This window comes from Alteromonas aquimaris (genome assembly GCF_026183695.1).
GTDB classification, from domain to species: domain Bacteria; phylum Pseudomonadota; class Gammaproteobacteria; order Enterobacterales; family Alteromonadaceae; genus Alteromonas; species Alteromonas aquimaris.
The window spans coordinates 428,524-444,666 of sequence record NZ_JAPFRD010000002.1 but is presented as its reverse complement, the minus strand read 5'-3'; the positions used below and the strand labels follow the sequence as shown (position 1 = coordinate 444,666).

Here is a 16,143-nt window from a genome sequence, read left to right as displayed (position 1 = left end):
CTCCCTATATCGCCAATGACTTCACACGTTTACCACCCCACACTAAATTCACAATGACGCGGGTGAATATAATGGCAGTAAACATCGATGTCGCAATACCGATCATCAGTGTAATTGAGAAACCTTTAATCGGACCAGTACCGACTGCAAAAAGAATCAACCCGGCAATAAAGGTAGTAATGTTGGCATCGATGATAGTAGAAAACGCATTATCGTAACCGTGGTGAATGGCTTGTTGTGGGCTGCGCCCGTCTTTTAATTCCTCACGGATACGCTCAAATATCAGCACATTGGCATCAACGGCCATACCTACTGTCAGTACGATCCCCGCCATTCCTGGTAAAGTAAGGGTGGCCCCTGGAATCATGGACATGATGCCAGCGATCATCACTACGTTGGCCATCAAAGCAATATTGGCCACTACGCCAAATGCTTTGTAATAAATAAGCATGAAAACCAGTACCAGTGCCATCCCCCAGACGATAGCCTGCATACCCAGCTCAATATTCTCTTTACCCAGACTGGGGCCAATGGTACGTTCTTCGACTATTTGGATAGGCGCAATTAATGCTCCCGCTCTTAGTAAGAGCGCTAAATCACGGGCTTCTTTAGGCGAGTCAATACCGGTAATTTGAAACTTACTTCCCAATTGAGCGCGGATGGTAGCCTGATTGATAACTTCTTCATGCTTTTCGAAAATAAGTTTACCGTTAGCATCACGTTCACCACTCGCTTTATACTCAATAAACACTGTAGCCATCGGTTTACCGATGTTGTTACGCGTATTTCGCGACATTTTATTGCCGCCTTCAGAGTCCAGCGAAATATTCACGTTGGGCAAGCCATATTCATCAACACCACTGCCAGCGTCGATAATGTGATTACCGGTTAACATCACGCGCTTCTCAAGCAATACTGGATTGCCTTGTTGATCATTGATAAGCACTGAACCCGGAGGTACGCGCCCTTCCACCGCGTCACGGACATCATTTTTTAAATCAACCATATGAAATTCAAGCGTTGCGGTAGCATTAAGAATTTCTTTAGCGCGGGCGGTGTCTTGAACGCCGGGAAGCTGCACAACGATGCGCTCAGCCCCCTGTTTCTGGATTACCGGCTCAGCCACTCCTAGCTGATTAACCCGGTTACGCAGGATGGTGATATTCTGCTTTACTGCATAGTCGCGAATTTCCTGAAGCTTGGTGTCAGAAAATGTCGCTCGCAACACATTTTCACCCGGCGTAGTATAGGTTAAGTCACGGTTCCGGTTACGTAAGAAAAATTCCGCTTTATCAAGGGTGTCTTCGTCGCGAAACTGAATATCAATGTGGTTACCCTGCATGCTTACACGGCGATACCGCAATTTTTCTTCACGAAGCGCGGTCCGAAAATCGCTTTGTGCGTCTTCTAGTGACTTTTCCATCACTTCAGACATATCCACTTCCATCAAAAAGTGGACCCCTCCACGTAGGTCCAAACCTAGTTTCATGGGTGTACCACCTAGGCTCTCCAACCACTCGGGCGTATCTGGAGCTAAGTTCATTGCAACGAAGTAGTCGGCCCCCAGGGCACGGTCGAGATTTTCGCGCGCTTTTAATTGTGCATCCGAATCATCGACGCGAACTAAAATTTGCTCATTTTCAAATTCGATTCGTTTAATATTGATGTTGTTTTCTTTGAGTGTGGCTTCAACACGAGGGATCATCGCCTCAGTAACCGTTGCATCACGCCCTGCAGAGATTTGAATGGCGTGATCTTCGCCGTATAGATTAGGTAGTGCATACAGTCCACATAGCGCCAACACGACGATGACCAGCAGCACCTTAAAGGTTGAATTTTTATTTAACACAAAAAATTCCTTTTTGTGAGGGTATCAATGAATACCCCCAGACTGAAAAGATTAAAGTGACTTCATGGTACCCTTCGGTAGCACAGCGGTAACGGCAGATTTTTGTACAACGATGTTATTACCTTCGTTTAATGACACTTCGATAAAGTCTTTATCATCCGATACTTTAGTAATACGCCCCACTAATCCGCCCTGGGTAAGCACTTCGTCACCTTTGCTGAGTGAAGAAACCAGGTTTTTATGCTCTTTTACGCGTTTAGCCTGGGGGCGATAAAGTAGAAAATAAAAAATCAAACCAAACACGGCAAGCATAATCAGCATTTCCATGCCGCCGCCTTGTTGTGCGCCACCAGCAGTTTGTGCATGTGCAGAAGAGATGAATAAACTCATAATATTCCTCAATAATTGTTGTTGTAATTAGAGTGCCGGCACCGGCATATCTTTGTGTGCATAAAATTCGTTAACAAACTCATCGAGTTTGTCGGCTTCAATCGCGTCCCGTAATCCCTGCATGACACGTTGATAATACCTTAGGTTGTGAATGGTATTTAAACGCGCCCCGAGGATCTCATTGCACTTGTCCAAGTGATGTAAATATGAACGTGAATAATTTTTACAAGTGTAACAATCACAATTTTCGTCAAGCGGCGACGTATCGTTGCGATGTTTGGCATTTCGGATCTTTACAACGCCTTCGGTAACAAACAAGTGACCATTGCGGGCATTACGCGTTGGCATAACACAATCAAACATATCAATGCCGCGACGCACTGCCTCCACAATATCCTCTGGCTTACCCACCCCCATCAGATAGCGTGGCTTGTCTTCCGGAATTTTTGGTGCTGTGTGATCAATAATGCGGATCATGTCTTCTTTCGGTTCCCCCACCGATAATCCGCCGATAGCATACCCGTCGAAGCCAATCTCTTCGAGCCCTTCTAACGAGACATCACGCAAATCTTCATACATTCCACCCTGAATAATCCCAAATAATGCGGAAGGATTGTCACCATGGGCGTCTTTGCTACGCTTTGCCCAGCGCAGGGACATTTCCATAGATAAACGCGCTTCCTGTTCTGTGGCGGGGTATGGCGTGCATTCATCAAAAATCATGACAATGTCTGATCCTAAATCTCGCTGCACTTCCATCGACTTTTCAGGTGTAAGCAAGATTTTTTCACCGTTGATCGGTGAACGGAACGTGACCCCTTCCTCGGTAATTTTGCGTAAATCACCTAAACTGAAAACCTGAAAGCCACCGGAATCGGTAAGAATAGGCTTTTCCCAATGCATGAAATCGTGTAAATCCCCATGCTGGCGAATAATACTGGTGCCGGGACGTAACATTAAGTGAAAGGTGTTGCCCAAACAAATATGTGCTCCGCTGGCATCCAGCTCTTCAGGGGTCATCCCCTTGACTGTGCCGTACGTTCCTACCGGCATGAACGCTGGCGTTTCTACTACGCCACGGTCAAACACCAAACGTCCACGCCTGGCTTTACCGCTTTTCTTGACCAATTCAAATTGCATGCAATCGGTTACCTTGAAATGAAGAAATAAAAAGTTGGCGGCGATTATACCAGTTCTGGGCAAGAGATCATGCCCAGAAATACGTTAGATTTTAGGTGGGTAAATAAACATGCTATCGCCATAGCTGAAAAAGCGATAATTTTCGCGAATAGCTTCTTCGTAAGCAGCCATTACATTATCGCGACCAGCGAAGGCGCTTATTAACATCATCAAGGTAGACTCTGGCAGATGAAAGTTAGTGAACATCGCATCCACTACTTTGAACTGGTAGCCAGGGTAAATAAAAATATCAGTATCGGCGAAAAAGGGCATGATGACATCCTGGCTATTTTCTGCCGCGACAGCAGCCGATTCTAACGAACGCACCGACGTCGTCCCTACGGCAATAACCCGTTTCCCTGACGCTTTTGTTTGGATGACTAAATCTACCACTGGCTGGCTTACTTCCGCATATTCAGCGTGCATTTTGTGTTCAAGAATATTGTCTACCCGAACCGGTTGAAACGTCCCTGCGCCCACATGCAATGTAACAAACGCAATGTTTACCCCCTTGCGCTTTAAGGCCGCAAGTATTTCATCATCAAAATGTAAACCAGCAGTAGGCGCGGCCACTGCGCCAGGCTTTTGGTTGTAAACCGTTTGGTAGCGTTCTTGATCACTGGTTTCATCTGGCCTGTCAATGTAAGGTGGTAGCGGCATATGGCCATGCTGTTCTAGTGCTTCAAGCACCGAGCTAACGTTTTTAAACTGCAAATGAAACAGTGCTTCCTGACGCCCCAATACAGTTACGTCAATGGCATCTTCCAAACGCAGATGGGTACCTGCTTTCGGCGCTTTACTGGCTCTGACATGGGCGAGAACAGTGTCATCGGGAAGAATACGTTCAACCAGTACTTCTACCTGCCCACCCGTTGCCTTCTGCCCTTTTAAACGTGCCGGGATAACGCGAGTATCGTTAAATACCAGTAAATCTCCTTCCTCGACCAGATCGAGCATGTCTTTGAACATGCTGTGTGTTACCTCGCCAGTTTGTCCGTTTAGTTGCAGCAGCCGGCTGGCGGCACGTTCCTGGGTTGGATATTTGGCGATAAGGTGCTCTGGAAGCGTAAAGTGAAAATCACTTAGTTTCATGTTAGTCGTCTTTCAGTTCGTTTTAATAAGATAAAATTTCGGCGTGGTATCACTCATCTTCCTGCGCAGGACGCGACAAGTCGCCGATTATTTCCTGCATATCTGCAACATTTAACGGGCGAGCATTGAGCACCACCAATATTTGCAAAAATAAATCGGCGCCCATTATACCTTTATTCACTTTGTTGCGCAGGTTATCTGCAGATTGAATAATGCCTTTCTCCTCAAGCCGCTGACTCAATGCTTGATATTTCACTCCCCGAAATGACATTTCAGTTTTGATTACCCGCTGTACTAATTCGCGCCAGTTTTGCTTTTCCATTTAGCACCATTTGTGAATTATATTTTACAAAAACACACTTTATTACACATTTAGAGAGATTTTATTATTGACAGGTTTTGCGGTTGGTGTCTAGTATAGTTTCGCAAGTATTGGCGAATCCACTAAACATCGGTACATTGGCATGCTATTTACGGCATTCGCTTAAAAGTAAAGGAGAAATACTATGGCTTGGGATCTTCAATCAATTGAATCCCTGTTTGATAAACGTGACGACTTAGTGGTAACACGTGAAGAAAATTGTTTGTTGATTGCTAATCAGGATGGCATTGACGCCTGGCTGGCAATAAGCGGTGAGCAAATTTTAGTTGAAAGCTTGTTATTTGCGGCCTCACAGGTAAAAGATAAAGCCGCATTAGATCATGAGATTCTTTCCACACATATGGTATTTCCCCTTACCACGGTGGGCATTTCAACAATTAATGGCGAAGAATATTACACCGCATTTGGGGCATTAAGTGCCCAGTCAAAGCAAGAGACCATTGAAATAGAAGTGGATACGTTATTTCAAAATGTTGCGTCATTTCTTGATGCATATGAAACCCATCTTCACTAAATAAAGACAGGAGAAGCGAATGTCTGTTTGGAGAAAATTAGTTACCGCGGTTAAAGGTGGTGCAACAGAAACTGCACAAGCGGTTGTCGATAGTCAGGCGATCCGTATTTTAGAGCAGGAAATACGCGAAGCAAAAGAAGAGCTGCGAAAATCTGATCATGCGCGCACGCAAATATTGGCGAAATGTAAACTGTCACAACAGAAAATAGACAGTTTCAATGCCTCTATTGCTGAATTTGAAACTCACGCGCGTAAAGCAGTAGATTCAGACCGTCAGTTAGCCTTGGATTGCGCCCAAAAAGTAGCCGAATTAAAAGCTGAGCGGGAACAGGAACAATCTTATTTGGACCAGTTCAAACAATCTGAAAAGCAACTGGCTGGAAACATACAACAAGCCAAAGCGAACCTACGTCGCCTCGAACAACAGGTTGATATGGTAAAGGCGACTGAGAGCGTCCAGAAAGCGCAGGTGGCGGTGTCTTCTCGTCATATGGGTGCAAACAGTAAGATGAAAACGGCTACTGAGTCGCTTTCGCGTATTCAAGAGAGACAGAAACTTCGCAATGCAGAATTGCAAGCCGCAGAAGAATTAGCCAGCGACGAGTCAAACGATGATCTGGAAAAACGTTTAGCCGCGGCCGGTATTAAAGGCGGGACTACCTCAGCAGACGATGAGTTAAGCCGTATTCTGGGCAATTAAGACTGGGAGCGGTTCGCTCCCTTTTTACTTTACTGGTTGATTCTTAGGGTAATCCCTCTGCATACTAGGGTGAGTGGTTCAATTAATTTCAAGTAATGGGTTAAATTGTTTTGACGCATTGGACGCTGTTTCGCAAATTATTTCTAAAATACTTTGGCAATACTCGCTGGTACACCATCGCGCTGATAACACTGTTGTATGCATCATCGAGCTGGTTACTGTTGAATCTCGCCTCAGAAAACGAATTAACTGGCAATGTAAACTTCCTGTATTGGCTGGCTGTCACAGGGTCAACAGTGGGATACGGAGACTTATCTCCCACCTCCACTGCAGGCAAGTTAGTTGTCGCATTGTATGTTATCCCTTTTGGGTTAAGTATTTTTGCAATGGTGGTAGGACGAATTGCCGCCTGGGTCAGTAATTTTTGGCAAAAGGGTTTGTTAGGAATGAAACCACTACACGTACATAATCATATTTTAATCATTGGCTGGAATGAGCAACGCACCATGTTATTGCTTGACCTGTTGTTAATGGAAAAAGAGGCGTTACCCGATAAGCCTGACATCGTACTCTGCGTTAAAGCCAACATCGAAAACCCGATGCCGGGACAAATCGAGTTTGTTCATGTGGAATCATTCAATCGTGATGAAGATATGGATCGAGCCTGTGTCGCTGATGCGGCAACCATCCTCATTGATAATCCCCAGGATGATGTTACCTTAACCACCGCGCTTTATTGCACCCAACGTAACCCCAATGCACACCAGGTGGCCTATTTTAATGACGATAGCCTGGTCAAACTATTGCAGCAACATTGCCCTAAAGTGGAGTGCACCCCCAGTGTGGCGGTGGAGATGTTGGCAAAATCAGCGTTTGACCCGGGGTCGAGCATGCTGCACCATGATTTATTAAGCGTAGATGAAGGTCAGGCACAATTTTCAGTTGCCATGCCTGCGGGCATGAATGCGGTAACCGTAGAAAAGCTATTTATTAACTTGAAGCGTCATTACGACGCTATTTTTATTGGCTACGCACCGAAGAGCGAATACCAAAAGTTGGTGGTGAATCCAGGGCTAACGGAAACTATATCCTCTGGTGATAAGGTGTTTTACATTGCTGACAAACGCATCAGCCAGTTTGACTGGAAGCAGTTGGGGGAATAACACATGTTTTCAAAATGGTTTTCTAAGTCTGCTCCTGAAAAGCCTGCTGCCCCCGAAATAATGGGGCTATATTTAGGTGGTTCGTTTGAACTAGATGATTTAAAGCTCCGATTACTTGAGCCGGAATTAACTATTTCTACCGCCGCCCGTTCCCAAATAATTCAAGCGGTGGGCCAGGCTGAACTTGATTCAGGTGGTACCCTTTTGCGATTTTACACAGATGATGAAGGGTTCCTGCAAGTTGTCACTGATGGCGGATTAACAGAAAACCATATCACCGATGTGAAACTCTGGCATTTTTACGACACTCAAACCATTGGCAGTGAAGCTCAATGGAAAGACTGTCTGGATAATGTGATCAGCCAGCCAACTTATACGTTAGATGGAAAAACCTTTACCCGCGTATGGAATGCTACTGGCGAATATTCACCCCCAGTGGCGGTTTCTGAAAAAACATTTGAAGAAGATGGCGATACCAGCTTTACCGACCAGTTTATGATGCTATATGAACGTGAGTTATCAGCAGGCCGCACAGAGTCATTACTGGTAGTAGGTGAAGAGAAAATTATCGGTAACAATGCCGACAGGTGTCTGGTGATCAGCACCGGTTTTGATATACAACCCGCAGATATTACGATAAACGGTTAATAGGACCCTAGCATGGAAAACATACTAAACTCATTGTCTGGATTGGATAATTTTGCACTTTATTTTGCCGTTTCCATTTTCTTTCTGTTTGTTTTTAAAATTGTGTATGCATTTGTAACCCCTCATGATGAATGGAAACTGGTAAAAGAAGAGAAAAATGTCGCGGCCGCTATCGGGTTTGGCGGAGCGCTGGTAGGTTTTGCGCTGGCACTATCAGGCGCGGCCGCAAACTCTGTTTCAATAATTGATTTTGTGATCTGGGGACTCATCGCCATTCTCGCGCAATCCCTGGCATTTGCTCTGCTTCGATTTACCTTTATGCCGAAAATTGCGCAACGTATTAATGATAATGAAATTTCAGCTGGCACTATGCTTGCCGCCATGTCTATTGCAGTTGGATTGCTAAATGCTGCGTGCATGACCTACTAAGGGGGAATTATGACAACGTTAAAACGCTCCCAATTTATTAATTTAAGCAGGATGCGCAAGCATTTTGCGCTCAAACCCTTAGCAGTCGCCGTTACCGGCTTTATTGTCACCGGCTGCGGCAACCGACAGGAAGGACAGATATTTACCTCGGTGGATGAATGCAAACGGGATTTCCCCGATGCAACCGAGCAGTGTGATATGGCCTATCAACATGCCTTGCAAGAGGCCGCTCGCACCAGCCCTCGTTATAATTCGGAATATGATTGTGAGTACGAATTCGGTTCGAACCAATGTCAGCGGGTGGAGCGTAACGGCGGCAGTTTTTTCATGCCGTTTATGGCGGGCTTTATGGTAAGCCAGTTGATGTCGCCCCGCTATTATTCGCAACCTGTTTATACGTCTTTTTCGCGCCATTCACCGTTTCGTTCACGTTGGACTACGGCCGACGGCTACGTATTCGATGGCGGGTTAAATAAAAGAAAATACCGGGTATCGCCTGATGTTTATAAGCCCAAGCCCACGGTAAACCGCACGATGAACAGGGGAGGTTTTGGCAGTACGGTAAGAGCTAAATCCAGTTGGGGTAGCAGTAGCCGTAAAGGTGGTTGGGGGGGCTAGGCCTTGCTAAGACTAGCCAGTTCACCTCGCCCTCACTGGAAGAAGCAAGCGCGGGATTTTGGCTTTCATTTCCATACACTCTATGGAGAACCGTATTGGGATGAAAGTGCGTATTATCAATTTTCATTGCGACAAATTGAGCAGGACCTAGAGGCGCCCACCGAGGAGCTGCACCAGATGTGCTTGCACGTCGTTAACGAAGTAGTGAAAGACGAACAGCTTCTGACTAAATTAGCTATTCCACAGCAACATTGGGAATTGGTGAGGCAATCCTGGTTCCAGCAGCAACCTTCTTTGTATTCCCGTCTGGATTTTGTCTACGATGGATCGCAACCAGCCAAATTATTGGAAAATAACGCAGACACCCCTACTTCGTTATATGAATCTGGTTTTTGGCAATGGTTATGGTTAGCAGACAAGGTAGATGCCGGGGAGCTGTCACGTCAAGCAGATCAGTTTAATTCGTTGCAAGAAAAGCTAATAGCACGCTTTAAAGAAATCGCGGCCTTTTACCATATTGATCAAATGCACTTTGCTTGTTGTAAAGGCACGGACGAAGATCGTGGCACTGTTCAATATCTACAGGATTGCGCCAGCGAAGCTGGTCTCACTGCCGACTTTGTATTCATTGAAGACATTGGTATCGGCGATACCGGTTACTTTACCGATTTGAAAGATCAGCCCATCACAGATTGCTTCAAATTGTATCCGTGGGAATTTATTCTTAATGAAGAATTTGCTAGGTACTTACCCCAAGCGGCGGTGAACTGGATAGAACCTCCCTGGAAAACTATCTTATCGAATAAGGGACTCCTACCCCTTTTGTGGAAACATTTTCCTGACCATCCCAACTTGCTGCCAGCTTATTTCTACGGCGATCAAATCAGTCACTCGTCTGAGCCCCTTCGGTGGATAAAGAAACCATTGTTTTCCAGAGAAGGCGCAAATATCTCATTGCTAGCGGCAGGGAGTGAAACGCAATTATCTGATGGCCCTTATGGCGAAGAAGGCTTTATTCTTCAAGCCTATTGCCCCCTACCGCGATTTGGCGACCACCACACCCTGATAGGTAGCTGGTTAGTAGACGATCAAGCGGCTGGCATTTCCATCCGAGAAGATGCCAGCACTATTACCCAGGACACCTCGCGCTATTTGCCGCACATTATATTATGAATCAGTTCCCAACCCTTAAAAAACAAATTCAGTTTCTCATAATAGTAACCTTGATCTTGTTTATCGTATCAGCGGTCAATTTAGTCACCGCAAACAGCTTAAATAATTTTGGCCTGATCCCACGAGAATTACATACACTGCCAGCGATTTTTATTGCGCCCTGGTTACACGGTTCTGCAGCGCATTTGCTCACCAACTTGATTCCTTTGCTGCTATTTATGTGGCTAACCATGCAGTGGCCGAAATCACGTTTCTGGCTGGTAACATTAACTATCTGTGTAGTTGGGGGCATGGGTGTCTGGTTATTTGGACGAACTGCATTACATATTGGAGCCAGTGGCATGGTATACGGCTACTTTGGCTTTTTAATTCTGGCGGGTTTTCGTTCCCGGCAACTTCGCTACATCGCCATCTCGGTGTTAGTCGCCCTTTTGTATGGGGGGATGCTCATGGGCATATTACCCTCCCGTGCCTTTATTTCGTTTGAATACCATTTGTTCGGATTTTTTGGCGGGCTTCTAGCGGCGTGGGCGTGGGCAAAGTAATTCATGTTAAAACGCTACGCGTTCCACTTGCATGTAGATTGGACAATGTATTTTTCGTATAATCAAGCCTCTTTCTTAAAGCAGTGAAAATGTAATATGTCATCAAATGAACGGCCACAAAACCAAGGTTTCTTAGGTAATCTGGCATTCAATATAGTTATCCCTGTTTTCATCATGAGCTATGCCAGCTCAGAAGATTACCTTGGCCCGGCGTGGAGCATCGTTGCCGCCTTGGCCTTCCCATTGGTGTATGGCATATTTGATTTGCGCCAGTCAGGAAAATTAAATGGCTTCTCTGTGTTGGGCGTGATTAGCGTGCTGTTAACGGGTGGCATAAGTTTGCTAAAACTTCCTGCAGAATATATCGCTATAAAGGAAGCCGCTATCCCGGCCATTATTGGTTTAGCCGTCGTCATAACACAGTTTTCTGAAAAGCCGCTGGTTAAATTGCTGATCTTAAATGATCAGATAATTAATTGGCCGCAACTAAATAAAATTTTGGATGCAAAGGGTAAACAGCAAGAGTTTCGCCGCAAAATTGCCAATAGCTCATATATTGTGGCGGCGTCTTTCTTCTTATCTTCAGCGCTGAACTATATCCTTGCAAAGATGATTTTGGTGAGCGAGCCTGGAACGACGGCCTACACTGAAGAACTGGGCCGTATGACAGCCATCAGTTATCCGGTGATCGTAATTCCCAGCATGATTTTGCTTATTGCTGCGTTGTGGTATTTATTTGCACAAATTCGCAAGATAACAGGCCACGATCTGGACGACTTCATCAATCATTAAAAAAGGCCAATTGGTCTTTTTTAATTCTTTTTTGTGGTTTACCCCTGCTGCTCATTTGCATGTGCGATGAGTATGATGATACATGAATATCTATGATCAGCGCCGGGAGGCTTTTTCGGCCAATTTACGTCCGCCCCCTAATTTTTCCTCCAGCTCGCATGGTTTCGAGTAACCTCTTAACCAACTAAGCTCTACCAGCTACGTTTGGTTTAATCCGGCGAAAATTTCAGGTATTGGATAGAACAGCAGTGCTTAAGTTCTGCGCTACGTGGGCTCACTGTAGCGCAGATGAGTGTTATTTCTGTAGCAGCTTGAACATTTTTTTCGCAATATCAGTGTTATCCGTTTGACCGATAAATTCCTGATAACCGGCTCCGAATGCAAATACCTCTACATCTACACCGGTATGACCGCTTGTCGTCCACCCCGTATTGGTTTTCGTATCCAAAAAGGCTTTAAGTTGTGTGGTTAACGTTTCCACATCTCTCTCGCCGACCACTTTCTCCAGCATTTTTTTGTCTTCCTCAGACAGAGTGAATCCAAACTTAGCTTCAATGAATTGTAAGGGCGATCGCTGTTTCGCTAGCTGTTTTGCAATAGCGCCGACCGAGGCTTTCATGTTAGAAATAAATTCTGGATTCCACGCGTATTGACCATTCGCTCCAATGGATAACCCGCCTGTACTGTGATCTGCAGTCAGCACAACCAGAGTATCTGGATGACGCTCAACGTAGTTACGTAAGTATTCCATGGCTTTGGCAAGGTCGTGCATTTCCGCCATTGCTGAGGCAATATCATTGGCGTGCCCTGCCCAGTCAACCTGGCTTGCTTCCACCAGCAGGAAAAAACCCTGAGGATTTTCAAGATGTTTTACCGCGTGTTCTGTCAGGAAAGCGAGTCGTTCCTGATTGCTATCATCTAACGCAGGTGGCAAACCAAGTGGGGCGAAAAGGCCCAAAACGGGCTTATCTTTAAGCGCTTGTGTAAGTTCATCGTAATGGTTCACAACCACGTAGCCATTATTGGCGAACTCTTGTTGGAGATTTCGGTCTTTACGTATGAAATGCTTAGTTCCCCCGCCCAACATAACGTCTGCCAAGAACTTGTCGCCAATTCTGTCGTCGAAGAAACTGTTAGCTATCTCATCATAGTTATGACGACTTTCATTCGCCACCATATAGCTGGCTGGAGTAGCATGATTAATTTGTGACGTAACGGCCAGTCCTGTTCTCATTCCAATTTCTTTTGCTTTATGTAATACCGTAGCCAGCGGATTTTTATCCACATCAACGCCAATCGCGCCATTATACGATTTTACGCCGGTCGCCAAAGCAGTGGCAGAGGCGGCAGAATCGGTTACATAACCGGAGACTTTGGCTGGATAAGTAGATGAATTTCCCACCAAAATATTGTCAAACACGACCTTTTCAACTTCATCGGTGGTCGGGTCATCGGCAAAATTACGATAAGCGGTGGTATAAGCCGGACCCATTCCATCCGCCACCACCATTATAATATTTTTAGGCTTGTTCGCATGAGTGGTAATGCTTTGCTCGTTTTGAGAGTTCGCGAAGCATCCTTGCGCGGTAAGCACACAAGTAATTAAAAGAACTTTAGAAGTTAAACGCATTCTGACTTCCCTGATAATATAATTGGTGTCGGAGTAAAAATTGAATGTCTTAGTATAAATCGGCACGCTGACAATAACACGATGATATCTGTAAAAGTAAGAAAAGGTAAGACGTCTTACAGTAGTTCCCGCATTCGTTGTTGTACCACATCCACCAGCATGTCAGGCTGGAACTTCGAGATAAAGCGATCGCAACCCACCTTTTTGACCATTGCATCATTAAAACTCCCGCTTAATGATGTGTTCAGGGCAATAAAAAGCTTCGTTAATCGGGGATCGTCGCGAATCTCGGCCGTAAGTCTGTACCCATCCATTTCCGGCATTTCAGCGTCCGTAAACATTAGTAATAATTCATCGGTGACGTTTTTACCCAAATCAGCCCAGTCTTTCAATAATCCCAACGCTTCTGCACCATTTCTACATTCAATAACGTTCAACCCTAGCTGCTTCAGTACATCTTTCATTTGCTTTCGTGCCGTACCAGAGTCATCCACTATAAGCACTTTTCGTCCAACGAATTGTGTGACGACATCCTTATCCAAGATATCCGCCGATATCGATGTATCATATTCAACAATATCCGCCAGTACCTTTTCGACATCAATGATTTCAACTATTTCACTTTTGCCTTCTATATTAATTTGCGTGATAGCGGTTAGATAATTAGCGGTGCCAATTGTTTTAGGTGGGGGTTGGATTTCCTGCCAGGATGTATTCACAATGTTCAGGACATTTCCAATTAAAAACCCTTGAACACTGCGGTTATATTCGGTGATGATGACGTTTTCAGGCGAATAAGCTTTTGCTGTAGTGCGCATCTTTATAGCCTGTCTAAGGTCTATCACTGGGATTGTCTTGCCTCGATAAACGGTGACACCAATTAAGTTTTGGTGTGACCCCGGCATCTGCTTCATCGCGGGAACACCGGTAACTTCTTTGACCTTGAATACATTGATAGCAAATATGTGACGAGTACCGAGACGGAACATCAGTAACTCCAGTCTATTTTCGCCTACCAATTTTGTGCGTTGATCAACAGATGCCAGTACACCACTCATTGTCCGACACTCCGAATTTGTTTCATTTCTTTATAATAGCGATATTTTCTCTGCGTTGCCGATGAAATACCAGCAATCCTTAACTATTAACACCTCTTTACTCTCCACAAGTCATTCACAAAATAAATACCGAAAATGAATATCATTGAGTATTTTTATTTAATTGTGCGCGCTAGGATTAAAACACATCAACCGCACAGGTTGTAGTTTGCAGATTTTAATTATTAACTCAGGAATGAGAGACCGTTGGAGATTACCATGTCGCAATATCAGTCAGACATAGATACATTAGCCACCTTGAAAGCAGCGCAACAAGGGACGTGGGAAGGGATCATCCCTGAGTTTGCCGCACGTATGAAGGCACAGAACCGTTTCCGCACCGGCTTGGATATTGCTAAATATACCGCCAAAATAATGCGCCAGGATATGGCAGCGTATGATGCTGATTCTGCTCAGTATACCCAGTCATTAGGCTGCTGGCATGGATTTGTTGGCCAACAGAAAATGATTTCTATCAAGAAACATCATGGGACTACATCTAAACGCTATCTGTATCTTTCTGGCTGGATGGTAGCTGCGTTACGTTCAGAGTTTGGGCCGTTACCAGACCAGTCTATGCACGAAAAAACTTCAGTACCGGCGCTGATAGAGGAACTCTATACCTTTCTTCGTCAAGCCGATGCTCAGGAACTAGGCAAATTATTTAAACAGCTGGATGATGCCAGAGTGGCTGGGCAGGATGTCGATGCAATTCAGACGAAGATCGATAACTTTGAAACCCACGTTGTGCCCATTATTGCCGATATCGATGCAGGCTTTGGAAATGAAGAAGCGACTTACTTACTGGCAAAGAAAATGATCGAGGCGGGTGCCTGCTGCATTCAAATTGAAAACCAAGTCTCAGATGCGAAACAGTGTGGCCACCAGGATGGTAAAGTCACGGTGCCGCACGAAGATTTTCTTGCCAAGATAAATGCCGTCCGCTACGCATTTCTTGAACTGGGAGTGGACGACGGTGTGATTGTCGCACGCACCGACTCATTAGGTGCGGGTTTAACGCAAAAAATCCCTGTATCTACACAACCAGGGGATTTGGCCGCAAAGTACAATGAATTTTTGGACACGGATGAAGTGGCAGACCTAGCTTCAGTAAGTGAATATGATGTATTACTTAAGCAAAACGGTAAATTGGTGAAGCCCAAACGCTTACCTAACGGACTTTTTAAGTTCAAAGAAGGCTCTGGCTTTGACCGCGTAGTATTAGATTGTGTGACATCACTGCAGCATGGAGCCGATTTATTGTGGATTGAAACGGAAAAGCCCCATGTCGGCCAAATTGCGGGTATGGTCAATGCGATTCGCAAACACGTGCCGGACGCCAAATTGGTGTACAACAACTCGCCATCGTTTAACTGGACACTTAATTTCCGCCAGCAGGTATTTGACGCATGGAAAGAAGAAGGAAAAAATGTAAGTGCGTATGAGCGTAGCGCTTTAATGTCAGCGCAATACGATAATTCAGAACTGGCGAAAGAAGCAGACATTCGTATTCAGAATTTCCAACAAGATGCGGCACGGGAAGCGGGCATTTTCCATCATCTTATTACACTACCTACCTATCATACGGCTGCACTTTCTACGGACAATTTAGCTAAGGGATACTTCGGCGATGAAGGAATGTTAGCGTACGTGCGTGGTGTGCAACGTAAAGAAATTAGAGAAGGACTGGCATGTGTGAAGCACCAGGTGATGGCAGGGTCTGACCTGGGTGATACCCATAAAGAGTATTTTTCTGGCGATGCTGCACTGAAAGCTGCAGGTGACGACAACACGATGAATCAGTTCGATGTTTAACGGTTAGTCGGTAAACTGTGAAAACATGGCTCCTGCGGGAGCCTTTTTCGTTTTGACGCTTTTTTCAGTATAAACATCGCATTATATCAACTTTTCGTTATAATATTTTTTAGATTTGTATGTTAGG

At 45.0% G+C, this 16,143-nt stretch carries 17 protein-coding genes; 10 read left to right on the top strand and 7 right to left on the bottom strand.

From position 1 onward, the window contains the following. Positions 1-4: 4 nt before the first annotated feature. The 5 genes from secD to OPS25_RS02095 all read right to left on the bottom strand — a co-directional run bounded on the left by secD (position 5) and on the right by OPS25_RS02095 (position 4,832). Entirely contained in the window at positions 5-1,849 is a 1,845-nt protein-coding gene (gene secD, locus OPS25_RS02115; RefSeq protein ID WP_265615995.1) for a protein translocase subunit SecD, read from the bottom strand. Between the two features lie 51 nt (positions 1,850-1,900). Beyond that, entirely contained in the window at positions 1,901-2,239 is a 339-nt protein-coding gene (gene yajC, locus OPS25_RS02110; RefSeq protein WP_265608511.1) for a preprotein translocase subunit YajC, read from the bottom strand. A 27-nt stretch (positions 2,240-2,266) separates the two neighbouring features. Beyond that, positions 2,267-3,379: a tRNA guanosine(34) transglycosylase Tgt gene (tgt, locus tag OPS25_RS02105; RefSeq protein ID WP_265615994.1), complete on the bottom strand. Its 1,113-nt coding sequence runs from the start codon at positions 3,377-3,379 to the stop codon at positions 2,267-2,269. Between the two features lie 84 nt (positions 3,380-3,463). Beyond that, positions 3,464-4,510 (bottom strand): tRNA preQ1(34) S-adenosylmethionine ribosyltransferase-isomerase QueA, encoded by a 1,047-nt coding sequence (gene queA / locus OPS25_RS02100; RefSeq protein WP_265615993.1) that lies wholly within the window; start codon positions 4,508-4,510, stop codon positions 3,464-3,466. A 49-nt stretch (positions 4,511-4,559) separates the two neighbouring features. Beyond that, a complete protein-coding gene (locus OPS25_RS02095) occupies positions 4,560-4,832 on the bottom strand; it encodes a DUF6471 domain-containing protein (RefSeq protein WP_265615992.1) in 273 nt (90 codons plus the stop codon). 184 nt (positions 4,833-5,016) lie between these two features. On the opposite strand from OPS25_RS02095, the gene OPS25_RS02090 reads away from it, so the two are divergent. The 9 genes from OPS25_RS02090 (at position 5,017) to OPS25_RS02050 (ending at position 11,474) form a co-directional block, all read left to right on the top strand. Further along, positions 5,017-5,406: a DUF2170 family protein gene (locus tag OPS25_RS02090; RefSeq protein ID WP_169209604.1), complete on the top strand. Its 390-nt coding sequence runs from the start codon at positions 5,017-5,019 to the stop codon at positions 5,404-5,406. A gap of 19 nt (positions 5,407-5,425) precedes the next feature. Then, positions 5,426-6,106, top strand: a complete 681-nt coding sequence (locus tag OPS25_RS02085; protein ID WP_265615991.1) for a PspA/IM30 family protein — start codon at positions 5,426-5,428, stop codon at positions 6,104-6,106. 110 nt (positions 6,107-6,216) lie between these two features. Then, positions 6,217-7,269 (top strand): potassium channel protein, encoded by a 1,053-nt coding sequence (locus tag OPS25_RS02080; protein WP_265615990.1) that lies wholly within the window; start codon positions 6,217-6,219, stop codon positions 7,267-7,269. A gap of 3 nt (positions 7,270-7,272) precedes the next feature. Next, positions 7,273-7,917 carry a YjfK family protein gene (locus OPS25_RS02075; protein ID WP_265615989.1) on the top strand — a complete coding sequence of 215 codons (645 nt, stop codon included), beginning with the start codon at positions 7,273-7,275 and terminating at the stop codon, positions 7,915-7,917. Positions 7,918-7,929: 12 nt separating this feature from the next. Continuing rightward, positions 7,930-8,346, top strand: a complete 417-nt coding sequence (locus OPS25_RS02070; RefSeq protein WP_265615988.1) for a DUF350 domain-containing protein — start codon at positions 7,930-7,932, stop codon at positions 8,344-8,346. Positions 8,347-8,355: 9 nt separating this feature from the next. Continuing rightward, positions 8,356-8,964, top strand: coding sequence for a DUF1190 domain-containing protein (locus tag OPS25_RS02065; RefSeq protein ID WP_265615987.1), 609 nt, complete (start codon positions 8,356-8,358; stop codon positions 8,962-8,964). Positions 8,965-8,967: 3 nt separating this feature from the next. Continuing rightward, positions 8,968-10,137 carry a glutathionylspermidine synthase family protein gene (locus OPS25_RS02060; RefSeq protein WP_265615986.1) on the top strand — a complete coding sequence of 390 codons (1,170 nt, stop codon included), beginning with the start codon at positions 8,968-8,970 and terminating at the stop codon, positions 10,135-10,137. Next, positions 10,134-10,682: a rhomboid family intramembrane serine protease gene (locus tag OPS25_RS02055; protein ID WP_265615985.1), complete on the top strand. Its 549-nt coding sequence runs from the start codon at positions 10,134-10,136 to the stop codon at positions 10,680-10,682. Before OPS25_RS02060 ends, OPS25_RS02055 begins: the two co-directional genes overlap by 4 nt. Before the next feature lie 96 nt (positions 10,683-10,778). Further along, positions 10,779-11,474, top strand: coding sequence for a VC0807 family protein (locus OPS25_RS02050; protein WP_265615984.1), 696 nt, complete (start codon positions 10,779-10,781; stop codon positions 11,472-11,474). A 295-nt stretch (positions 11,475-11,769) separates the two neighbouring features. Here OPS25_RS02050 and OPS25_RS02045 read toward each other — a convergent pair whose 3' ends face one another. Together OPS25_RS02045 and OPS25_RS02040 are read right to left on the bottom strand one after the other, a co-directional pair. Then, positions 11,770-13,104 (bottom strand): alkaline phosphatase, encoded by a 1,335-nt coding sequence (locus OPS25_RS02045; protein ID WP_265615983.1) that lies wholly within the window; start codon positions 13,102-13,104, stop codon positions 11,770-11,772. 116 nt (positions 13,105-13,220) lie between these two features. Next, positions 13,221-14,162 (bottom strand): chemotaxis protein CheV, encoded by a 942-nt coding sequence (locus OPS25_RS02040; RefSeq protein ID WP_265615982.1) that lies wholly within the window; start codon positions 14,160-14,162, stop codon positions 13,221-13,223. A gap of 258 nt (positions 14,163-14,420) precedes the next feature. On the opposite strand from OPS25_RS02040, the gene OPS25_RS02035 reads away from it, so the two are divergent. Continuing rightward, a complete protein-coding gene (locus OPS25_RS02035) occupies positions 14,421-16,016 on the top strand; it encodes an isocitrate lyase (RefSeq protein ID WP_265615981.1) in 1,596 nt (531 codons plus the stop codon). The last annotated feature ends 127 nt before the right edge of the window (positions 16,017-16,143 follow it).

Coding starts and splice junctions, on each gene's coding strand:
- yajC (WP_265608511.1), bottom strand. CDS start 2,239: ATGAGTTTATTCATCTCTTCTGCACATGCACAAACTGCTGGTGGCGCA.
- tgt (WP_265615994.1), bottom strand. CDS start 3,379: ATGCAATTTGAATTGGTCAAGAAAAGCGGTAAAGCCAGGCGTGGACGT.
- queA (WP_265615993.1), bottom strand. CDS start 4,510: ATGAAACTAAGTGATTTTCACTTTACGCTTCCAGAGCACCTTATCGCC.
- OPS25_RS02095 (WP_265615992.1), bottom strand. CDS start 4,832: ATGGAAAAGCAAAACTGGCGCGAATTAGTACAGCGGGTAATCAAAACT.
- OPS25_RS02090 (WP_169209604.1), top strand. CDS start 5,017: ATGGCTTGGGATCTTCAATCAATTGAATCCCTGTTTGATAAACGTGAC.
- OPS25_RS02085 (WP_265615991.1), top strand. CDS start 5,426: ATGTCTGTTTGGAGAAAATTAGTTACCGCGGTTAAAGGTGGTGCAACA.
- OPS25_RS02075 (WP_265615989.1), top strand. CDS start 7,273: ATGTTTTCAAAATGGTTTTCTAAGTCTGCTCCTGAAAAGCCTGCTGCC.
- OPS25_RS02070 (WP_265615988.1), top strand. CDS start 7,930: ATGGAAAACATACTAAACTCATTGTCTGGATTGGATAATTTTGCACTT.
- OPS25_RS02065 (WP_265615987.1), top strand. CDS start 8,356: ATGACAACGTTAAAACGCTCCCAATTTATTAATTTAAGCAGGATGCGC.
- OPS25_RS02055 (WP_265615985.1), top strand. CDS start 10,134: ATGAATCAGTTCCCAACCCTTAAAAAACAAATTCAGTTTCTCATAATA.
- OPS25_RS02050 (WP_265615984.1), top strand. CDS start 10,779: ATGTCATCAAATGAACGGCCACAAAACCAAGGTTTCTTAGGTAATCTG.
- OPS25_RS02045 (WP_265615983.1), bottom strand. CDS start 13,104: ATGCGTTTAACTTCTAAAGTTCTTTTAATTACTTGTGTGCTTACCGCG.
- OPS25_RS02040 (WP_265615982.1), bottom strand. CDS start 14,162: ATGAGTGGTGTACTGGCATCTGTTGATCAACGCACAAAATTGGTAGGC.
- OPS25_RS02035 (WP_265615981.1), top strand. CDS start 14,421: ATGTCGCAATATCAGTCAGACATAGATACATTAGCCACCTTGAAAGCA.